14 protein-coding genes and 1 pseudogene are annotated in these 17,810 nt (G+C 69.5%); 8 read left to right on the plus strand and 7 right to left on the minus strand.

What is annotated here, in order from left to right; genetic code table 11:
• Positions 1 to 87 precede the first annotated feature (87 nt).
• From BOSE125_RS15085 to BOSE125_RS18045, 4 genes and pseudogenes are all read left to right on the plus strand, one after another.
• Complete coding sequence (locus tag BOSE125_RS15085) at positions 88 to 516, plus strand: CoA-binding protein (protein ID WP_159553856.1); 429 nt, start codon at positions 88 to 90, stop codon at positions 514 to 516.
• A 38-nt stretch (positions 517 to 554) separates the two neighbouring features.
• Positions 555 to 875 (plus strand): putative quinol monooxygenase, encoded by a 321-nt coding sequence (locus tag BOSE125_RS15090; protein ID WP_115932295.1) that lies wholly within the window; start codon positions 555 to 557, stop codon positions 873 to 875.
• Positions 876 to 975: 100 nt separating this feature from the next.
• Positions 976 to 1,284: pseudogene (locus BOSE125_RS18040) on the plus strand (DUF952 domain-containing protein); the annotation flags it as partial.
• A gap of 141 nt (positions 1,285 to 1,425) precedes the next feature.
• Positions 1,426 to 1,911 (plus strand): nucleoside deaminase, encoded by a 486-nt coding sequence (locus BOSE125_RS18045; RefSeq protein ID WP_236558204.1) that lies wholly within the window; start codon positions 1,426 to 1,428, stop codon positions 1,909 to 1,911.
• A 114-nt stretch (positions 1,912 to 2,025) separates the two neighbouring features.
• On the opposite strand, the gene purL is transcribed toward BOSE125_RS18045, so the two are convergent.
• The 3 genes from purL to purS are packed head-to-tail and all read right to left on the minus strand — an operon-like array spanning position 2,026 to position 5,467.
• Positions 2,026 to 4,362, minus strand: coding sequence for a phosphoribosylformylglycinamidine synthase subunit PurL (gene purL, locus BOSE125_RS15100; protein ID WP_159553860.1), 2,337 nt, complete (start codon positions 4,360 to 4,362; stop codon positions 2,026 to 2,028).
• Positions 4,359 to 5,189 carry a phosphoribosylformylglycinamidine synthase subunit PurQ gene (purQ, locus tag BOSE125_RS15105; RefSeq protein ID WP_115932292.1) on the minus strand — a complete coding sequence of 277 codons (831 nt, stop codon included), beginning with the start codon at positions 5,187 to 5,189 and terminating at the stop codon, positions 4,359 to 4,361. Before purQ ends, purL begins: the two co-directional genes overlap by 4 nt.
• Positions 5,186 to 5,467, minus strand: a complete 282-nt coding sequence (gene purS, locus BOSE125_RS15110; protein ID WP_159553862.1) for a phosphoribosylformylglycinamidine synthase subunit PurS — start codon at positions 5,465 to 5,467, stop codon at positions 5,186 to 5,188. The genes purQ and purS overlap by 4 nt, the downstream gene beginning before the upstream one ends.
• Positions 5,468 to 5,547: 80 nt before the next feature.
• Here purS and BOSE125_RS15115 point away from each other — a divergent pair, with 80 nt between their 5' ends.
• The gene (locus tag BOSE125_RS15115) at positions 5,548 to 6,048 is read left to right on the plus strand and encodes a YchJ family protein (protein WP_159553864.1); all 501 of its coding nucleotides are present in this window, start codon (positions 5,548 to 5,550) and stop codon (positions 6,046 to 6,048) included.
• Between the two features lie 91 nt (positions 6,049 to 6,139).
• Here the strand turns inward: BOSE125_RS15115 and BOSE125_RS15120 are convergent, their stop codons facing one another.
• The gene (locus tag BOSE125_RS15120; RefSeq protein ID WP_159553866.1) at positions 6,140 to 7,702 is read right to left on the minus strand and encodes a CitMHS family transporter; all 1,563 of its coding nucleotides are present in this window, start codon (positions 7,700 to 7,702) and stop codon (positions 6,140 to 6,142) included.
• 215 nt (positions 7,703 to 7,917) lie between these two features.
• On the opposite strand from BOSE125_RS15120, the gene BOSE125_RS15125 reads away from it, so the two are divergent.
• Together BOSE125_RS15125 and BOSE125_RS15130 are read left to right on the plus strand one after the other, a co-directional pair.
• Positions 7,918 to 9,669 carry an ATP-binding protein gene (locus tag BOSE125_RS15125; protein WP_159553868.1) on the plus strand — a complete coding sequence of 584 codons (1,752 nt, stop codon included), beginning with the start codon at positions 7,918 to 7,920 and terminating at the stop codon, positions 9,667 to 9,669.
• Complete coding sequence (locus BOSE125_RS15130) at positions 9,666 to 10,337, plus strand: response regulator (protein ID WP_159553870.1); 672 nt, start codon at positions 9,666 to 9,668, stop codon at positions 10,335 to 10,337. Before BOSE125_RS15125 ends, BOSE125_RS15130 begins: the two co-directional genes overlap by 4 nt.
• Here the strand turns inward: BOSE125_RS15130 and BOSE125_RS15135 are convergent.
• Positions 10,316 to 11,410, minus strand: coding sequence for a YdcF family protein (locus BOSE125_RS15135; RefSeq protein ID WP_236558056.1), 1,095 nt, complete (start codon positions 11,408 to 11,410; stop codon positions 10,316 to 10,318). The genes BOSE125_RS15130 and BOSE125_RS15135 overlap by 22 nt on opposite strands.
• Positions 11,407 to 12,405, minus strand: coding sequence for a 3-methyladenine DNA glycosylase (locus BOSE125_RS15140; RefSeq protein ID WP_159553872.1), 999 nt, complete (start codon positions 12,403 to 12,405; stop codon positions 11,407 to 11,409). The genes BOSE125_RS15135 and BOSE125_RS15140 overlap by 4 nt, the downstream gene beginning before the upstream one ends.
• A gap of 298 nt (positions 12,406 to 12,703) precedes the next feature.
• On the opposite strand from BOSE125_RS15140, the gene BOSE125_RS15145 reads away from it, so the two are divergent.
• Positions 12,704 to 16,261, plus strand: a complete 3,558-nt coding sequence (locus tag BOSE125_RS15145; RefSeq protein WP_159553874.1) for a S8 family serine peptidase — start codon at positions 12,704 to 12,706, stop codon at positions 16,259 to 16,261.
• Positions 16,262 to 16,452: 191 nt separating this feature from the next.
• Here BOSE125_RS15145 and BOSE125_RS15150 read toward each other — a convergent pair whose 3' ends face one another.
• Positions 16,453 to 17,739, minus strand: a complete 1,287-nt coding sequence (locus BOSE125_RS15150; protein ID WP_159553876.1) for an aspartate kinase — start codon at positions 17,737 to 17,739, stop codon at positions 16,453 to 16,455.
• Between the last annotated feature and the right edge of the window lie 71 nt (positions 17,740 to 17,810).

Genomic DNA, 17,810 nt, shown 5'->3' on the forward strand with positions numbered 1-17,810 from the left:
CTCCTCCGAGTGGAGGGGACGGGGCCGGTTCTTCAGGCCGTGGAACCAGGATCTGACGAACCGAGTCCGTCCGCGTACCGTAGGCCCATGGCACACACCAATGATCCGGCGACCGTCCGCAGGCTGTTGACGAATCGTGGGGCCCGCTGGGCCGTCGTCGGGCTCACGCCCAATCCGCGCCGCGCCGCCGTCGGGGTGGCGAAGTTCCTGCGGGACGAGCAGGGCATGGAGATCATCCCGGTCAACCTCGGTGCACAGGAGGTCCACGGCGAACGCGGCTACCGGGCGCTGGCGGACATCCCCGGCACGGTCGACGTGGTCGACTGCTTCGTGAACTCGCAGAAGGTCGGGGCGATCGTGGACCAGGCCATCGAGACCGGGGCGAAGGCCGTCTGGCTCCAACTCGGGGTGATCGACGAGGAGGCGGCCCAGCGTGCGGTGGACGCCGGGCTGGACGTGGTCATGGACACCTGCCCGGTGATCGAGGTCCGGAAGGACCCGTCCCTGCATAGTTGAGTACTGACGGCGTCCACCGGACTGGATAGGCTGGACCCATGATCTTCATTGTCGTCAAGTACCAGGTCAAGCCCGAATACACCGACACCTTCCTGGACTCGGTCGCCGAGTTCACGTCCGCTACCCGCGCCGAGGAGGGCAACCTCTGGTTCGAGTGGTCCCGCAGCGTGGAGGACCCGAACGAGTTCGTCCTGGTCGAGGCCTTCAAGGATGGTGCTGGAGAAGCCCACGTCACCTCCGACCATTTCGCCGCTGGGCTGGAGTCCATGCGTCCGCTCTTGGCCGCCACCCCCCAGATCGTCAGCCGTCAGATCGAGGGCGAGGGCTGGGACGAGATGGGCGAGCTGCAGGTCGGCTGACTCGCCCCGGTGAGGGCGCCTGGTAGTTCTCCCCTGCCAGCACCGATGCGAGGGCTGGGGACCGGAGACGGATAACAGCGTTTCTGCCACACTGGGCCCCATGCCCATTCAGCACATTGCCGCAGCCGCCGACTGGGAACGGGCGGTGGACATCGGCTTCTATGACCGGTCCACCCGCGATGCGTCTATCGAGAAGGTCGGTTTCCTCCACGCCAGTGCCGGTCCGCGCCAGGTCGCCCTGGTCCTGGATGCCGTCTATGCCGACGTCACCGAGCCGCTGGTCCTGTTGACCATGAACGAGGAGACCCTGCACGGGGCCGGTCTGCGGGTGGTTCTCGAGCCCGGAGTACCCGCGGACCCCGGCGGGGAGTGGTTCCCCCACGTCTATGGTGGGCCGATCCCGGTGGGTGCGGTGGCCGGCGTCGAGCAGATCGACCGGCCCCGGCCGCGAGCCGAGCAGGCCCGCGTGGTCACGGGCAGCACCACAGGCGTTCACACGAAGGTGTCCGCAAGCGTGCCTGCGGGGGCGGACTCCCGGCCGGACTCCGGGATGGATGCCGCCGCCAACTCCCTCATCGAGGCGCACGTGTCCCGGGCCATCGATCTGGCCGCGTCCAATGCCGCAACGAACGGCGGTCCCTTCGGCGCGCTCGTGGTGTCCGCGGACGGCCAGGTCTTTCAGGGGACCAACCGGGTCACCGTCACCAACGACCCGACGGCCCATGCCGAGGTGGAGGCCATCCGGTCTGCCGGGCTCGGACTGGGGACCTTCGACCTGAGTGGGGCCGTGCTCTATGCGAGCTGCGAGCCGTGCCCCATGTGCCTGGGCGCCGCCCTGTGGTCCCGCATCACCCGGGTGGTGTTCGCGGCGGACCGTCATGACGCTGCGGCTGCCGGCTTTGACGACGCCGCGTTCTACGAGTACTTCGAGGCACCGGGACGCCGGGACGCCATGCCCGTGGTCCACCATCCCACGGACCGCGCCGCCGCGCCTTTCGAGGCGTGGCGGGCCAACGAGTCCCGCTCCGCATACTGATCTTCCCCGCGGACACCGCGCGGAGTGCTGCCGGGCAACCGGCACCACAGAAAAGCCCGACGCCGGCACCCAGGGTGGGTGCCGGCGTCGGGCGGGTGTCCTGGCGGGGTCAGATCAGCCGAAGTACTTCGGCATGGTGCCGGCCCAGGCGGCGCGCAGCTCCTCGATCGGCAGGGTGAACTGGTCCTGCACCTCGAGGGAGCCGGAGGCCGCGTCCACCACGCCGATGCGGGCCACCGGGAAGCGGCGGGCCGTGGTCATGTCCTTGAACCGGACCTCCTCGGTGCGCGGCACGGCCACGAGGGCGCGGGCCTGCGACTCGGAGAACAGCGCGGTGAAGGCGTCCACGCCGTCGCGGTGCTGGACTTCGTCCAGTGAGACCCGCGCGCCCACGCCGAAGCGCAGCACCATCTCGGACAGCGCGGCGGCGAGCCCACCCTCGGAGAGGTCGTGGGCGGCGTCGATCATGCCGTCACGGGAGGCGTTGATGAGCAGGTCGCCGAGCAGCTTCTCCGCGACCAGGTCCACCTGCGGCGGCACACCGCCCAGGTGCCCGCGCAGGTTCGCGAACTCGGAGCCGTCCAGCTCGTCCCGGGTCACGCCCATGAGGTACACGGCCTGGCCGTCCGCCTCCGCGTGGAAGCCGGAGGGGGTGCGCCGGCCCACGTCGTCGAACTTGCCGAGCGTGGCCACCACGGGGGTCGGATGGATCGGGTTGGCGCCGGTCTGGTTGTACAGGGAGACATTGCCACCGGTCACGGGGATGCCGAGCTCGAGGCAGGCGTCCGAGAGTCCCCGGATGCCCTCCGCGAGCTGCCACATGACCTCCGGGTCCTCGGGGGAGCCGTAGTTCAGGCAGTCGGAGACGGCCATCGGGATGGCGCCGGAGGTGGCGACGTTGCGGTAGGACTCCGCCAGGGCGAGCTGCGCGCCGGCGTAGGGGTCCAGGAAGGCGTAGCGTCCGTTGGCGTCGGTGGCCACGGCCACCCCGAGGCCGGTCTCCTCGTCCACGCGGATCACGCCGGCGTCATCCGGGGCCGCCAGGGCGGTGTTGCCGCCCACGTAGCGGTCGTACTGGCTGGTGATCCAGGACTTGTCACACATGTTCGGGCTGGCCATCAGTTCCAGGACCGTGGCGCGGAGCGCATCGCCCGACGCCGGCAGGTCGGCTCCCGCTGCCGAGTCGCGGAAGCGGTCGGCCTCCAGGGCGTCCTGCCCGGCGGGGCGGTGGTACGGGCGGTCGTAGACCGGGCCGTCATGGGCCACGGTCTTCGGGTCCACGTCCACGATGGTCTCGCCGTCCCACGTGATGATGAGGCGGTTGGTGTCCGTGACCTCGCCGAGCCAGGAGTACTCGACTCCCCACTTGGCCATGACGGCCTCGAAGGCCTCCACGTTGGCCGGGTTCACCACGGCCATCATGCGTTCCTGGGACTCGGACATGAGGATCTCACCCGGGGTCAGGGTGGGGTCCCGCAGCAGCACATCGGTCAGCTCGACCTGCATGCCGCCCTCGCCGTTGGAGGCCAGCTCGGAGGTGGCGCAGGAGATCCCGGCGGCGCCGAGGTCCTGGATGCCCTCCACCAGGGAGGACTTGAACAGCTCGAGGCAGCACTCGATGAGCACCTTCTCGGCGAACGGGTCGCCCACCTGGACGGCGGGGCGCTTGGAGGGCTTGGTGTCGTCGAAGGATTCGGAGGCCAGCACGGAGGCGCCGCCGATCCCGTCACCCCCGGTGCGGGCGCCGAACAGCACGATCTTGTTGCCCACGCCGGAGGCGTTGGCCAGACGCAGGTCCTCGTGGCGGAGCACGCCCACCGCGAGGGCGTTGACGAGCGGGTTGCCCTGGTAGATCGGATCGAACACGGTCTCGCCGCCGATGTTCGGCAGGCCCAGGGAGTTGCCGTAGCCGCCGATTCCGGCGACCACGCCGTGCACCACGCGCTGGGAGTCCTCGTGGTCGATGGCCCCGAAGCGCAGCGGATCCATGACGGCCACCGGGCGGGCGCCCATGGAGATGATGTCCCGGACGATGCCGCCGATGCCGGTGGCCGCACCCTGGTAGGGCTCCACGAAGGAGGGGGAGTTGTGGGACTCGATCTTGAAGGTCACCGCCCAGCCGTCACCCAGGTTGGTCACGCCGGCGTTCTCGCCGATGCCGACCATCAGGTCCTTCTTCATGTCCTCGGTGAGCTTGTCCCCGAACTGGCGCAGGTGCACCTTGGTGGACTTGTAGGAGCAGTGCTCGGACCACATGACGGAGTACATGGCCAGCTCGGCGGCGGTGGGCCGGCGGCCGAGGATCTTCACGACCTCGTCGAACTCGTTCTGCTTCAGGCCCAACTCAGCCCAGGGCAGCTCGGTGTCCGGGGTGGTGGCGGCGTGTTCCACCGTGTCGATGTTGAACTGCCGTGCGTCTGCCGGCGGGGTGTTCTGGGTACCAGTGGTCACTGGGCGCCTCCTGCGATCGATGCCACCACGGACGTGAAGATGCCGAGCCCGTCCGTGCCCAGGCGCATGCCTGCGGCGGAGTCCGGGCCGAAGCCGGGCTCCACGGCATGCTCCGGGTGCGGCATGAGGCCCACCACGTTGCCGGCGGCATTGGTGATGCCGGCGATGTCCCGGCGGGAGCCGTTGGGGTTGCCGCCGACGTAGCGGAAGGTCACCAGGCCTTCGCCCTCGAGGCGGTCCAGGGTCTTCTCGTCGGCCACGTACTGGCCGTCCTGGTTCTTCAGCGGCACGGTGATCTCCTCACCGGCGGTGAACTCCCGGGTCCAGGCGGTCGCGTTGTTCTCCACGCGCAGCACCTGGTCCTGGCAGAGGAACTTGAGGTTCTCGTTCTTGATCATCGAGCCGGGCAGCAGGTGCGACTCGGTGAGGATCTGGAAGCCGTTGCAGATGCCGAGGACCGGCAGGCCGGCGGCCGAACCTCCCGGGGTGCCCGAGCCGGCGTCGTTCCCGGCCCTGCCTCCGGCCGCGGCGATGATGGCGTCCATCAGCGGGGCGAAGCGGGCGATGGCCCCGGCGCGCAGGTAGTCGCCGTAGGAGAAGCCGCCGGGGATGATCACGGCGTCCAGGGAGGACAGGGCCGCTGCACCCTCGGGTTCGGCGTGCCACAGGGGCACGGCCTCGCCGCCGGCCAGGCGCACGGCGCGGGCGGCATCCCGGTCATCCAGGGTGCCGGGGAAGGTCACCACGCCGATGCGCGCGCCGGTCAGGACGGGCCCGGCGGTGGAGTAGTCACCGATGAGCGGCAGTTCGGTATTCTGCGCGGTCATCGGGCGCTCGGGCTCTCATTCTGGGCCGACTCGGTCAGCACGGCGACGTTGACCACGTCCTCGATGACCGGGTTGGAGAGCAGCTCTTCGGCGGCCTTCCGGGCCTGGGCGAGGACGTCTTCGGTGACCTCGCCGTCCACGGTCAGTTCGAAGCGGCGGCCTTGGCGGACCGACGCGAATCCGGTGAAACCGAGGCGGGGCAGGGCCCCGGCGATGGCCTTGCCCTGCGGGTCAAGGATCTCGGGCTTGGGCATGACGTCGACGACGATCGTGGGCATGGAGGACTCCCGGTGGTATGCGTGAGGGCTTGACTCAGTCTAGCCGTGACCGGCCGGCCCGATCCGCCTACGCTGAAACGATGAACACGTCCGAGAACCCGCCCGTGGATCACGCCGCCGGCCGAGCCTCCGCAGAGCGCAGGTGCCCCTGCGGTGGTGGTGATGTCTACGGCTCCTGTTGCGGTCGCCTGCACGGGAGGTTCGCCGCGGAGGGCACCCTGGCCGCCCCCACCGCCGAGGCCCTGATGCGCTCGCGGTACGCGGCGTTCGCGCTCGCTGCCACGGGGGAGTTGGCGGAGGCCGAGGCCTATCTGTTGGCGACGTGGGCACCTGAGACCCGGCCGGCGCAACTGGCCCTGGACGGGCCGGCGGATGAGTCGGGTGACCAGGTCCGCTGGTTGCGCCTGGACGTCGAGTCCACCGCCGGCGGCGGCCCCTTCGACGACGACGGCTCGGTCACCTTCACCGCCCACTACCGCACCCCGGCGGGCCGGCACACCCAGCACGAGACATCCCGCTTCGTGCGCCGCCAGGGCACCTGGTTCTACCGCGACGGTGAGGTCTCCGCAGCTCCACGTTGAGCCTGGTGGGATTCACCGATTTCACCCGTCTGGGCGTGAATCCCTCCAGGCTCAACGGTTGGGTTGGGTTGGGTTCGGGTGGGCCGGGCGGTCAGTTGTAGATGCCGATGACCCCGAAGAGCACACCCGAGGCCAGCATGACCAGCGAGACGATGCAGGCCCGCCAGAGCACCTTCTTGTGGTGGTCGCCCAGATCCACCTTGGCCATGGAGACCAGCAGCAGGATCGCCGGCACGAGCGGGGACTGCATGTGCACCGGCTGGCCGGTGATGGAGGCCCGCGCCATGTCCACGGCCGGGATCCCGTAGTGCGCGCCGGTCTCGGCCAGCACGGGCAGGATGCCGAAGTAGAAGGCGTCGTTGCTCATGAAGAACGTGGCCGGGATGGAGATGAGGCCGGTCAGCACCGCGAGGATCGGGCCCATCGAGTCCGGGATCACGTCCACGAGCCAGGTGGACATCGCGTCCACCATGCCGGTTCCGGTGAGCACGCCGGTCAGCACGGCGGCGGCGAACACCATGGAGACCACGGCGACGATGGACGAGGAGTGGTTGCCCAGCACCTCGGCCTGCTTCTTGACGTTCGGGAAGTTCACCAGCAGGGCGATCGCGGTGCCGATCATGAACAGGTAGGCCAGCGGCAGGATGTCCGCCACGAGCAGCACCATGATGACCGCGGTCAGCACGAGGTTGAACACGAACAGCTTCGGACGCAGGGTCTCCCGGTTCGGGTCCAACGCGGTATCCGACATATCCGGCCCCGCAGGGGAATCGGCGGTCTCGGTGCGTTCCATCAGCGCGACGCCGGCACCCTCACCGGAGGTGCCCACGGTCCCGGTGGGCGCGGGCTCACCGGAGCGGCGCCCGCGACGACCGGCGCCGCCTGAACCCTCACCGGCAGCGCCTGAACCCTGACCCGCAGCGCCTGAACCCTGACCCGCAGCGTCATCGGTACCACTGCCGGTGGTGCCCTGACCGCCGAAGGTGACGGAATCGGCGTCGAACCTCTGCTCCGCACGGCCCCAACGGGCCGGGTCCTCACGGCGCAGGCGGCGGCGCTCGGCGACGCCGAGGAACCAGGCGAAGACGAAGACCACGGCGAGGCCCACGATCATCGAGGGGATCATCGGGACGAAGATGTCCGCGGCGTCCACGTTCAGGGCGGCGGCGGCGCGCACGGTGGGGCCGCCCCAGGGGACGATGTTCAGGGTGCCGTTGGTCAGCCCGGCCACGCAGGTCAGCACCACGGGGCTCAGGCCCAGGCGGTGGTAGACCGGCAACAGGGCCGCGGTGACCACGATGAAGGTGGTGGACCCATCCCCGTCGAGCGAGATGACGGCGGTCAGCAGGGCGGTGCCCATGACCACCTTGGCCGGGTCGTGGCCGACCACCCGGACGATCCAGTTGACCAGCTTGTCGAAGAGGCCGACGTCGATCATGATGCCGAAATAGGCGATGGCGAACATCAGCAGCGCGGCGGTGGGGGCCATCTGGCCGACGGCCTCGAGGATCATGTCCCCCAGGCCGAGCCCGGCGCCGGTGAACAGGCCGAAGATCGTGGGGACGAGGATCAGTGCCAACAAGGGCGTCATCCGCTTCGTCATGATGAGGGCCATGAAGGTGGCCACCATCGCGAAGCCCAGCAGGACGAGCATGGGTACTCCTGGTTCGAGAGGTGTGCCGGCTTTCACCGGGGCGTGTGACGGGGACCACGAAGGTCCGCAGATTGCAGTCACCCTACGGTGACCCGGACCACGGAAAGTGGTTGTGCTCGCAAGTGGGCGAAGAACCCGTTCGGCGCATTGTGTGCATTGTGCTCACAGCGATCCGCCGCGTCTTCCGCGAGCCGCCGGACCCTAGACTGACGGGCATGGATGCGCAGCGGCCCGTTCGGGGAACCTTCTCCGAGCGCATGACGGCCCTGGTGCTCGCCGCCGTGGCCGGCACGCTGGTGATCTGCCTGCTGGCCATCGTGTGGTTGACGGCCCAGCGCATCCACGACCAGGCCGAACAGCAGGCCCTCGGCATCGCCAGGTCGGTCGCCTCCATCCCGGACGTCCGTGAGCTGGTCGCCGCTCAGGCGGAGCTCGAGACCCTGGACCCGGTGCAGCTCGCCGATGGCCCCCTGCAGGCCACCCTCGAGGGGGTGCGCGAGAGGACCGGAGCCCTGTTCGTCATCGCCACCGAGGACCGCGGGCTGCGGCTGGTCCACCCCAATCCTGACCTCATCGGCCAGCGGGTCAGCACCGATCCGGTGGCGCTGCGCGGGGTGGAGGACACCTCGACCGAACGCGGCACCCTGGGTGAATCGGTGCGGGCCAAGGTGCCCGTCTGGTCCGGCGACGGAGAGCGCGTGGTGGGGGAGATCAGCGTAGGCGTGGGGGTGGCCGCCGTCGCCGCAGACGTGCGCCAGGCCGCGGTGTCCGTGGCCGTCGTCGGGGTGGTGGGCCTCGGCCTCGCCCTGCTGTCCGCCGTGTACCTCAAGCGCCGGCTCCGGCGCCTGACCCTGGGGCTGGAACCGGACGAGATCGCCGCCTCCGCGCGGGATCAGGCGGCCGTGCTCTACGGGGTGCAGGACGGGGTGATCGGCGTCAGTCCGGAGGGGATCATCACGGTGCGCAACAAGGCGGCCCGCATGCTGTTGGGCCTGCCGCACCGGGATGATCCGGGCGACGTGGTGGGCCGCCGCTATGACGAGTCCGGCCTGCCGGGGACGCTGACGGAGGCGGTGGCCGGAGCCCTGCAGTCCGGGGCATCAGCCACCGGCCTGCGGCTGGCCGTGGGCGAATCCTCGATGATCGCCTCCGTGGTGCCCGTGCACCGGGACGGCGTGGACCTGGGAGGGGTGGTCATGCTGAAGGACACCACGGCGGTGGAGGCGCTCGGCAGCCGGTTGGACGCCGTGGAGACCATGGCCTCGGCCCTGCGCGCCCAGCGGCACGAGTTCGCCAATCGACTGCACGCCCTGTCCGGCCTGTTGGCGGCTGGCCAGCTGGAGGCGGCCCGGGAGTTCCTGCACCAGGTCATCGAGTCCGGCCCCGTGAAGGATCCGGTGCCCCGGATCGACGCCGTGCAGGACACGTTCCTACGGGCCTTCGTGGGCGCCAAGGGCGTGCAGGCCCACGAGCTCGGCGTGGAACTGCGGGTGGGGCCGGAGACGTCCTTCTGGCAGACCGTGGTGGATCCCCAGGATGCGACGGCGGTGCTCGGCAACCTCGTGGACAACGCCGTGCGCGCGGCCCTGGAAGGGCACGGGACGGAGGGCCACGACGCGGTCCCGGCCGGCGCTGATGACCGGGGTGACGCCGTCCCGTGGGTCGAGGTCGACCTGCTGGGGGAGGGGGACACCCTGCACCTGGCGGTGGCCGACTCCGGCGACGGTGTGCCGGCGGGCCTGGACGTCTTCGCCCCGGGCGCCACCACCCGAGAGGGCGGGGAGCACGAGGCGCACGGGCACGGCGTCGGTCTGTCCCTGGCCCGTCGGCTGGCGCGCCAGCGGGGCGGGGACGTGTGGCTGGCGGACCCTGGGGGCCTGGACGAGGCGGGAACAGAGCACTCAGGAGCGGTGTTCTGCGCGCGCATCCCCGGGGTCCTGAGCACATCGATGGAGGGTGAGAGATGACGGAGAACTCCACGGACCTGACGGTCCTGGTGGTGGACGACGACTTCCGGGTGGCGTCCATGCATGCCGCCTACGTGGACGCGGTGCCTGGCTTCACGGCGCTGCCGCCCGTGAATGACGCTCGCGTGGTGGCCCGCACCGTGGCGGAGGCACGGCCGGACCTGGTGCTGCTGGACCTGTACCTGCCGCACGTGTCCGGGCTGGACCTGCTGAGCGTCCTGGACGTGGACGCCTTCGTGCTCAGCGCCTCCGGGGAGGGCGAGTCGGTGCGGACGGCCCTGCGGCGCGGGGCCCTGGCCTACCTGGTGAAGCCCTTCGCCGAGAAGGCGCTCGCGGACCGTCTGCGGGCCTATGCGCGGTACCGCCGATTGCTGGCGGGCGGCACCCATGACCAGGTGGCGATCGACCGTGCCCGCCGGGTGCTGCTGGTGGAGTCCGAGCAGGCTCCGGCCTCAGCCGCCTCCACCACCGAGCAGTCCGTGCTGGAGGCCGTCGCCGCGGCTACGGAGGATCTCACTGTGATGGAGGTGGCGGAGGCCGTGGGGATCTCTCGGGCCACCGCCCAGCGGTACCTCTCCCACCTGGCCCAGACGGGCCAGATCAACCTCGGGCTGCGCTACGGGGCCCGAGGGAGGCCGGAACACCGCTACGGCCCGGCGTTGAGTTGATACATCACCAACAGTGCGGTGAGTCCCGCCGAGAGCAGAAGCCCCGGGATGGCCAGCAGGATCTGGGTGCGCTTGTTCATCACCATGACGGCCAGGAACTCGCGCAGGTAGGCGCTGGGGACGTAGTAGCCGGCCGTGCTGCCGCCCACCACGTCCGCGTCCACGCCGATCCGCCGGGAGAGCAGGGCCGCCCGCGGCGCGTGATACTCGTTCGTGGCCACCAGCAGGTGTCCGGGGCTGGCGCCCTGGGGTAACGCGCCGTCGGCGATCTCCCTCGAGAGTCGCAGGTTCTCCTCCGTGGTGCTTGAGCGCTCCTCCGGCAGGACCAGCTCCGGCGGCACACCGTGGTCCACGAGATAGGCGGCCATGGCGACCGCCTCCGGGCGCGGCTCGTCCGGACCCTGGCCGCCGGACGGGATGAGGGGCACCCCACGGCCGGGTGCTGCCATGGACAATTCCGGTGCCGTCCCGGCGGCCGGTGTGCTCGAGGGGGACGGTGCCAGCTGGGCCTGCCAGGCCTGCCGTCCCCGGTCCAGGCGGGAGGCGAGCAGTGGGGTCACGTTCCCGTCGATGAGGCCGGATCCCAACACCACCACGGCGTCCGCCCCCGGGCGCGGCTCCCGCCGGGCGTACACGACCGTGAACACCAGGAATGTCACGAAGGACAGCCCAACCTGGGCGGAGGCGAAGAAGGCAAACGCCGCCGCCCCGATGCCCACGGGATGCAGCGTCGCGACCAAGAGGAACGCTGCCACGGGCAGCGCCAGCAGGGCGAATCCGGCCAGCAGCGAGAGCAGGTTGCCCAGACTCCGGCCCTCTCGCCCTACCATCTGGAAACCGTTGCGGATGAGGAATCCGGCCAGCACCAGAACGGAGAACGGCAACGCCAGGAGCACCAGGCCGATCAGCGCCTGCACCTGGGGGGAGAAGTATCCGATGACCTCCACCACGGCACCCCATGCGAACCATGCCCCCACCAACAGCACGACGGCGGTGCGCAGCCGGCGTGGCTCGGTCCGCCACATTTTCCGGTACAGCAGCCAGCATCCGAGGGCGAGCAGGGCGCCGATCATGGTGTCCTCGTCTCCGCGGCCAGGACCCTCACGGTGTCCAGTTCCGCCAGCAGCCGGCCGCGCAGCACATTGGCCTCCGCGGCGAACCCCCGCTGCAGGCGCACATACTCGGCACGGCCCTCGGCGGTCTCGATCCGGATCGGCTCCAGCCCCCAGTCGGTCAGTTCGTAGGGGGATGCCCGCATGTCCATGGTCCGGATGCGCCAGGCGAGCTCGAAGCAGTCCGCCACCAGGTCCGAGCTGACCGCCGGCATCAGCTTGTAGGCCCACTTGTAGACATCCATGTTGGCGTGCAGACACCCGGGCTGTTCCAGGTCCGCCTGCGTCTCGCGCGTGGGCTGCAGCTCATTCAGTTCCACCGCCTCGGGAGCGTAGAAGCGGAAGGCGTCGAAGTGCGAGCAGGCGATCCGGTTGTCCTCGACCACCCGGTTCGTGCCATCCGGGCCCAGTCGCAGCGGCACGGTGGAGTGGCGGATTCCGTGGACCTCGGATCGGTAGGCCATGGCCCATTCGTGCAGGCCGAAGCAGGCCAGCCGGGCCGGCCTTTGCGCCGTCAGGCCGAGGATGCGCCCGGCGAACTCGATCATCGCGGCCCGGCGTGCGGCGAACGCGGGCACATCCACGGTCCAACCGCCGTCGGGAAGCCCGGGGCAGGGCTCCACCCACCGGTAGAACTTCCCTCCGCCCCCGGATCCTGGCCCGCCCGTGGGTGCCGCGTGGCCGTCGTCGTGAGGCCGGGCCGGCGCAGCCAGCACAACGCCGGCCCCCGGGTGCCAGCGTTCGAGGGCGCCCGGGGTGAGCGAATAGTAGGAGAACAGGAAGTCGTGGACCGGGTGCCGTACACCGCGGGAATGCAGGTCCTTCAGGGGCGCCGTGTAGGCCGCGATGCGCTGGCGGTGGGCCGTGGCGGTGGCCTGCCACTGCTCCACGGACAGCACCCGGAGCCCACCAGCGGTCAACGGGTCGGCGGAGCGGGCGGGGAGGGAAGCTGGCACCCCACCAGCGTACGGTTCCCGGCGGATCCGCGCAGGTGAGGCGGCTGGCCGGGCAAGAGGTGAGGCATCCGCGTGTAAAAGGTCTGTTTCAGGACTTCCGTTGGTCGTGCCGCTCGGGTAAGTTGCCGTCATCCCACCTCTGTGGTTCGCATCACTCGCGCCGCTCTCACAATGGCTTCCGCACCGACTCGTGCTCGTCTCGGCCGAACATCGCGGTAGCCTCATGCAGCAACCACGGAGATCACTCGCCGGGCACACCCGTGCCCGGCTCGCACCTTGGTGAGGAAAGGCGAGGTTCATGTCCAGGAACCCCAAAACAGCTCGGCGACGCCGGGCGCTGACCGCCACATTGGCGGGGATCGGCCTGCTGGCCACGCCGCTCGCGGCCATGCCGGCCGTCGCGGCTCCGTCCGGCGGCGGCTCGTATCCCTCGATCGACCAGGCGCTGCAGGCTGGCGCGGAGTACAAGGACGGCCGCTACTTCGTGATCCTCAAGGAGGATCCGGTGGCCACCTACCAGGGCGGCACGGACGGGTTCCCGGCCACTGCCGCCACGGACGGCACTTTCGAGGTGGAATCCGCAGCAGTCCAGAAGTACGATCGGCACCTCACTGCGGGCCAGTTGGAGGTCGCCTCGTCGGCTTCGCTGTCCGTCGACAAGCACTTCACCACGGCACTCAACGCCTTCGTCTCCGATCTCACCGCCGAGCAGGCGCGCGAACTGTCCAAGGACGACCGCGTCCTGGCCGTCTCCGAGGTGGAGGAATACGCCCCGGACTACTCGTCCACCGAGTTCCTGGGCCTGCCCGGGCCACAAGGTGCCTGGAACAACCAGTACGGCGGGCTGGACGTCGCCGGCAAGGGCGTCGTGGTCGGTGTCATCGACACCGGCTACTACCCCGAGCAGGAGATGCTCGCCGGGGAACCCGTCCCGGCACTCTCCGGTGAACCCCAGGTCGGTGAACCGTACCTTGACTCCGCTGGCCGGATTGCCATGCTCAAGGCCGACGGCACCACCTTCCGCGGAGACTGCGAGGCGGGGGAGGACTTCTCCGGCGAGGAGTGCAACTCCAAGGTGCTCTCCGCCCGCTACTTCTCCGAGGACTTCGAAGCCTTCGTCCCCGCGGATCAGCGCGATCCCCGGGAGCGGCTGTCCCCTCTCGACATCTCCTCGCACGGCACCCACACCGCCACCACGGCGGCGGGCAACAACGGTGTTGACCAGGTCTTCAATGGCGGCAACTCCTACGGTGAGGGCTCCGGCGTGGCGCCGCAGGCAGCCGTCTCCGTCTACAAGGTCTGCTGGGAGGACACGGACCCGGCGACGGGCGGGTGCTATGGCACCGCCTCGGTGGCGGCCATCGAGCAGGCCATCATCGACGGCGTCGACGTGCTGAACTATTCGATCTCCGGATCGAACAACTCCGTGGTGGATCCCGTCTCTCTGGCCTTCAAGTCAGCCGCCGAGGCCGGGATCTTCGTCTCGGCCTCCGCCGGCAACTCCGGGCCCATCGCTCAGACCGTCAACCATTCAGCTCCCTGGCTGACCTCCGTGGCCGCCTCGACGTTCTCCAATGAACTGTCCGGCACCGTGGAGTTCCCGGACGGTGCAAAGTTCCGCGGGGTCTCCTCCATGCCCGAGGGTGTGGGGCCGGCGGAGATCGTCCTGGCCAGCGAGGTCGAACTCGCCGGCCAGTCGACCGGTGACGTCCAGCTGTGCGCACCCGGATCCCTGGACCCGGCCACTGCTGCCGGCAAGATCGTGGTCTGTGACCGTGGCGTGGTTGACCGTGCGGCCAAATCGGTCGCCGTCGCCCAGGCCGGCGGTGTCGGCATGGTCCTGGTGAACATCGGCGGCGGCTCCGAGGATGCTGACCTCCATGCGGTGCCCACCGTGCACACCTCGGACGAGTCCATCAAGGAGCTGGTGGCCGCCACTGACCAGACGGCGACCCTCGTGGTCGGTGACACCACAGGCCTGGCCCCGGTCCCTGTGCCCCAGATCGCCGGGTTCTCCTCGCGCGGCCCGTCCACCGCGGTGGACTCCGAGCTGCTCAAGCCGGACATCGCCGCCCCGGGCGTCAACGTCCTGGCCGGCGTCTCTCCGTTGGACCCGGCGTACAACGGCGACTCCTACGGGCTGATGTCCGGAACCTCCATGGCCGCCCCGAACCTGGCCGGCATGGCCGCACTCATGAGCGCGGAGAAGCCGGACTGGTCCCCTATGGCCATCAAGTCGGCCATGATGACCACTGCCGGTGACGTCCTCAATGCCGATGGCTCGGCCAGCGCGGACAACTTCGCCACCGGTGCCGGCTCCGCCGACCCGGTCGCGATGGTGGAGCCGGGGTTGGTCTACGAGGCCGACGCCCGCCAGTGGGACGCCCTCATCCTGGGTGAGACCACTGGCCGGGACATCAACGTGGCATCGATCGCGGTGAACGACCTGCTGGGTTCGGCCACCGTGACCCGCACCGTTACGGCCACCGAGACCGGGACCTGGGCCGCCAGCGGCTCCGTGCCCGGCTACGAGGTGACGGCCGAGCCGTCCACCCTGTCTCTGGAGGCCGGCGAGTCTCAGCCGGTGGAGATCACGTTGACCCGCACGGACGCCGCCGCGGACGAGTGGGCCCACGGGTCCTTCACCTGGACCCGTCCGGGGGCCGCCGCCGTCACCTCCCCGGTGACCGTGCGTGCAGTGGACGTCCTGGCGGAGGATGCCATCGCCGGTGAAGGCGCGTCCGGCGCTGCCGAGACCGAGCTCGAGTCCGGCATCACCGGTGCCCTCGAGCCAGAGATCGAAGGCCTGGGCCTGGCCAAGGTAGAGGAGTTCTCCAAGGTTCCTGGAGCGTTGCTCGGTCAGGACAACGCCTCCAACCATGTCACGGAGACCGTGGTCCCCGAAGGGGCCACCTCGGTGACATGGTCGCTCAACGCGGGAGACGAACAGTCCGATTGGGACTTGTTCGTCATCACTCCGGAGGGCGAAGTCATCCAGGAGGCCACCGCCTCCGGTTCCGAGGAACTGGTCCTGACGGATCCGGTCCCGGGCGAGTACCACGCAGTCTCGAACCTGTACTCTTCACCGGGCGGTGCCTCGGTCCCCGGCACCATGGAGACCGTGGTCCTTGAGGGCGATTCCGGCAACCTGACCATCACCCCGGACCCGCTGGCCGTGGAGAACGGTCAGACCGAGCCGGTCGCCGTCGAGTGGCAGGGTCTGACTCCGGGCACCTGGAAGGGTGCCGTCGAGTGGGCGCCCGGCACCCGGACCTCGGTCACCGTGACCGTGGGAGGGGGCCCGGCCGACTGCGAGGCCGAGAACTTCACGGACAACGCTCCGGAATCTCGCTTCTACGACTCCGTGCGATGGATGCAGTGCGCGGCGATCACCGAGGGGTACAGCGACGGCAGCTACGGCAAGGACCGAGACATCAACCGCGGTGAATCGGTGGCGTTCGTGTACCGCTATGCAGACCAGGACTTCACCCCCGACGGGGAGACCTTCCCGGATGTTCCGGTGGACCACACGTTCTACGAGCCCATCTCCTGGGCCCAGGTCAACGAGATCTCCGTGGGCTACCAGGACGGGACGTTCAAGCCGGACCGCCAGGTGAGCCGCGCCGAGTTCGCCTCGTTCGTGTACCGGTCACTGGAGGAGAAGGAGTTAGGCGGTGAGGATGCCGGCTTCACCGACGTGCCGGAGTCTGATGCCGCTTACGATGCGATCACCTGGATGGCCTCCCACGGTATCTCCCGGGGCTACCTAGACGGCTCGTTCCGCCCCGACCAGCCCATCACCCGCGGTGAGGTCGCAGAGTTGATGTTCCGCACCGATGGGGTGATCGGCGACTGACCCAGTCGCCGTCCCACACCCGCTCTGCGGGCCATCCCCGCTGGTGGGGTTGGCCCGCAGAGCTCCCTAAAAGCACCAGCACGACAACAGGCACGAAGCCCGACGCCGGCCGCGCGAGATGCGCGGCCGGCGTCGGGCTTGGTGTGTGGTGGGTTCCAGGGGCCGACTCGGCGGCCGCCTCTACCGCCGGCTCAGCGGCCGGTGCCGCCGTAGACGGTGGCTTCCTCGTCTGCATCAAGGCCGAAGGCCTGGTGGACGGCGCGCACGGCGGTGTCCAGCATGTCCTCGCGGGTGATGATGGAGATCCGGATCTCCGAGGTGGTGATCATCTCGATGTTCACGCCGGCCTGCTTCAGGGCGTCGAAGAACGTGGCGGAGACGCCCGGGTTGGAGCGCATGCCGCCGCCGATCACGGAGAGCTTGCCGACGTGCGGGTTGAGGATGGCGTCCTCGAAGCCGATCTCCTCCCGGGCGGCGTCCAGGGCCTCCATGGCCGTCTTGCCGTCGGTGATCGGCAGGGTGAAGGAGATGTCCGTGCGTCCGGTCTCCACGCGGGGGACGTTCTGCACGATCATGTCGATGTTCACGCCGGCCGTGGCGACCACGTTGAACACCTCAGCGGCCTTGCCCGGGAAGTCCGGGACGCCGTAGACGGTGACCTTGGCCTCGGAGCGGTCGTGGGCCACGCCGGCAACGATCGGCTGTTCCATGGGTTCGCCTTCCTCAAGTTTGATGGTGTCGTCAGGATTGGGACGCACCCAGGTGCCTTCGTTGTGGGAGAAGGAGGAGCGCACGTGCAGCAGCACGCCGAAGCGGCGGGCGTACTCCACGCAGCGCAGGTGCAGGATCTTGGAGCCGGCCGCGGCCATCTCCAGCATGTCTTCGGACGAGATCTCGTCGATCTTCCGCGCCGAGGGGACCACGCGCGGGTCAGCGGTGTAGACGCCGTCCACGTCCGAGTAGATCTCGCAGACGTCCGCGTTCAGGGCGGCGGCCAGCGCCACGGCCGTGGTGTCCGAGCCGCCGCGGCCCATGGTGGTGATGTCCCGGGACTCGCGGCTCATGCCCTGGAATCCGGCCACGATCGCGATGTCGCCGGCATCCACGGCGTCCTTCACGCGGTCGGGGGAGACGTCGATGATCCGGGCGTCCCCGTGCAGGTTGTCCGTGAACATCCCAGCCTGTGAGCCCGTGAAGGACTGGGCGGTGGCGCCCTGGGAGTGGATGCCCATGGCCAGCAGGGACATGGAGATGCGCTCGCCGGCGGAGAGCAGTATGTCCATCTCGCGGGCTGGTGGCTCCCCGTTGATCTGCTCGGAGAGGTCCAGCAGCTCATCGGTGGTGTCACCCATCGCGGAAACCACTACCACCACCTGGTGGCCGGCCTGTTGGGTCTCCACCACGCGTCTGGCAACGCGGAGGATCCCTTCGGCATCGGCGACGGAGGATCCGCCGTACTTCTGGACGATCAGACTCATGCAAGGACCTCAGAGTGGGTTGACGTACCGCTGTCAGCGGACTGGCAAAGGGACTGGTGTTCAGTCTAGGT

Source organism: Citricoccus sp. K5, from assembly GCF_902506195.1.
In the GTDB taxonomy this organism is placed as follows: Bacteria; Actinomycetota; Actinomycetes; order Actinomycetales; family Micrococcaceae; genus Citricoccus.

Excerpts from the sequence above, each read along its gene's own strand:
- BOSE125_RS15085 (WP_159553856.1), top strand. The coding sequence starts at position 88 with ATGGCACACACCAATGATCCGGCGACCGTCCGCAGGCTGTTGACGAAT.
- BOSE125_RS15090 (WP_115932295.1), top strand. The coding sequence starts at position 555 with ATGATCTTCATTGTCGTCAAGTACCAGGTCAAGCCCGAATACACCGAC.
- BOSE125_RS18045 (WP_236558204.1), top strand. The coding sequence starts at position 1,426 with ATGGATGCCGCCGCCAACTCCCTCATCGAGGCGCACGTGTCCCGGGCC.
- purQ (WP_115932292.1), bottom strand. The coding sequence starts at position 5,189 with ATGACCGCGCAGAATACCGAACTGCCGCTCATCGGTGACTACTCCACC.
- purS (WP_159553862.1), bottom strand. The coding sequence starts at position 5,467 with ATGCCCACGATCGTCGTCGACGTCATGCCCAAGCCCGAGATCCTTGAC.
- BOSE125_RS15115 (WP_159553864.1), top strand. The coding sequence starts at position 5,548 with ATGAACACGTCCGAGAACCCGCCCGTGGATCACGCCGCCGGCCGAGCC.
- BOSE125_RS15120 (WP_159553866.1), bottom strand. The coding sequence starts at position 7,702 with ATGCTCGTCCTGCTGGGCTTCGCGATGGTGGCCACCTTCATGGCCCTC.
- BOSE125_RS15125 (WP_159553868.1), top strand. The coding sequence starts at position 7,918 with ATGGATGCGCAGCGGCCCGTTCGGGGAACCTTCTCCGAGCGCATGACG.
- BOSE125_RS15130 (WP_159553870.1), top strand. The coding sequence starts at position 9,666 with ATGACGGAGAACTCCACGGACCTGACGGTCCTGGTGGTGGACGACGAC.
- BOSE125_RS15135 (WP_236558056.1), bottom strand. The coding sequence starts at position 11,410 with ATGATCGGCGCCCTGCTCGCCCTCGGATGCTGGCTGCTGTACCGGAAA.
- BOSE125_RS15145 (WP_159553874.1), top strand. The coding sequence starts at position 12,704 with ATGTCCAGGAACCCCAAAACAGCTCGGCGACGCCGGGCGCTGACCGCC.
- BOSE125_RS15150 (WP_159553876.1), bottom strand. The coding sequence starts at position 17,739 with ATGAGTCTGATCGTCCAGAAGTACGGCGGATCCTCCGTCGCCGATGCC.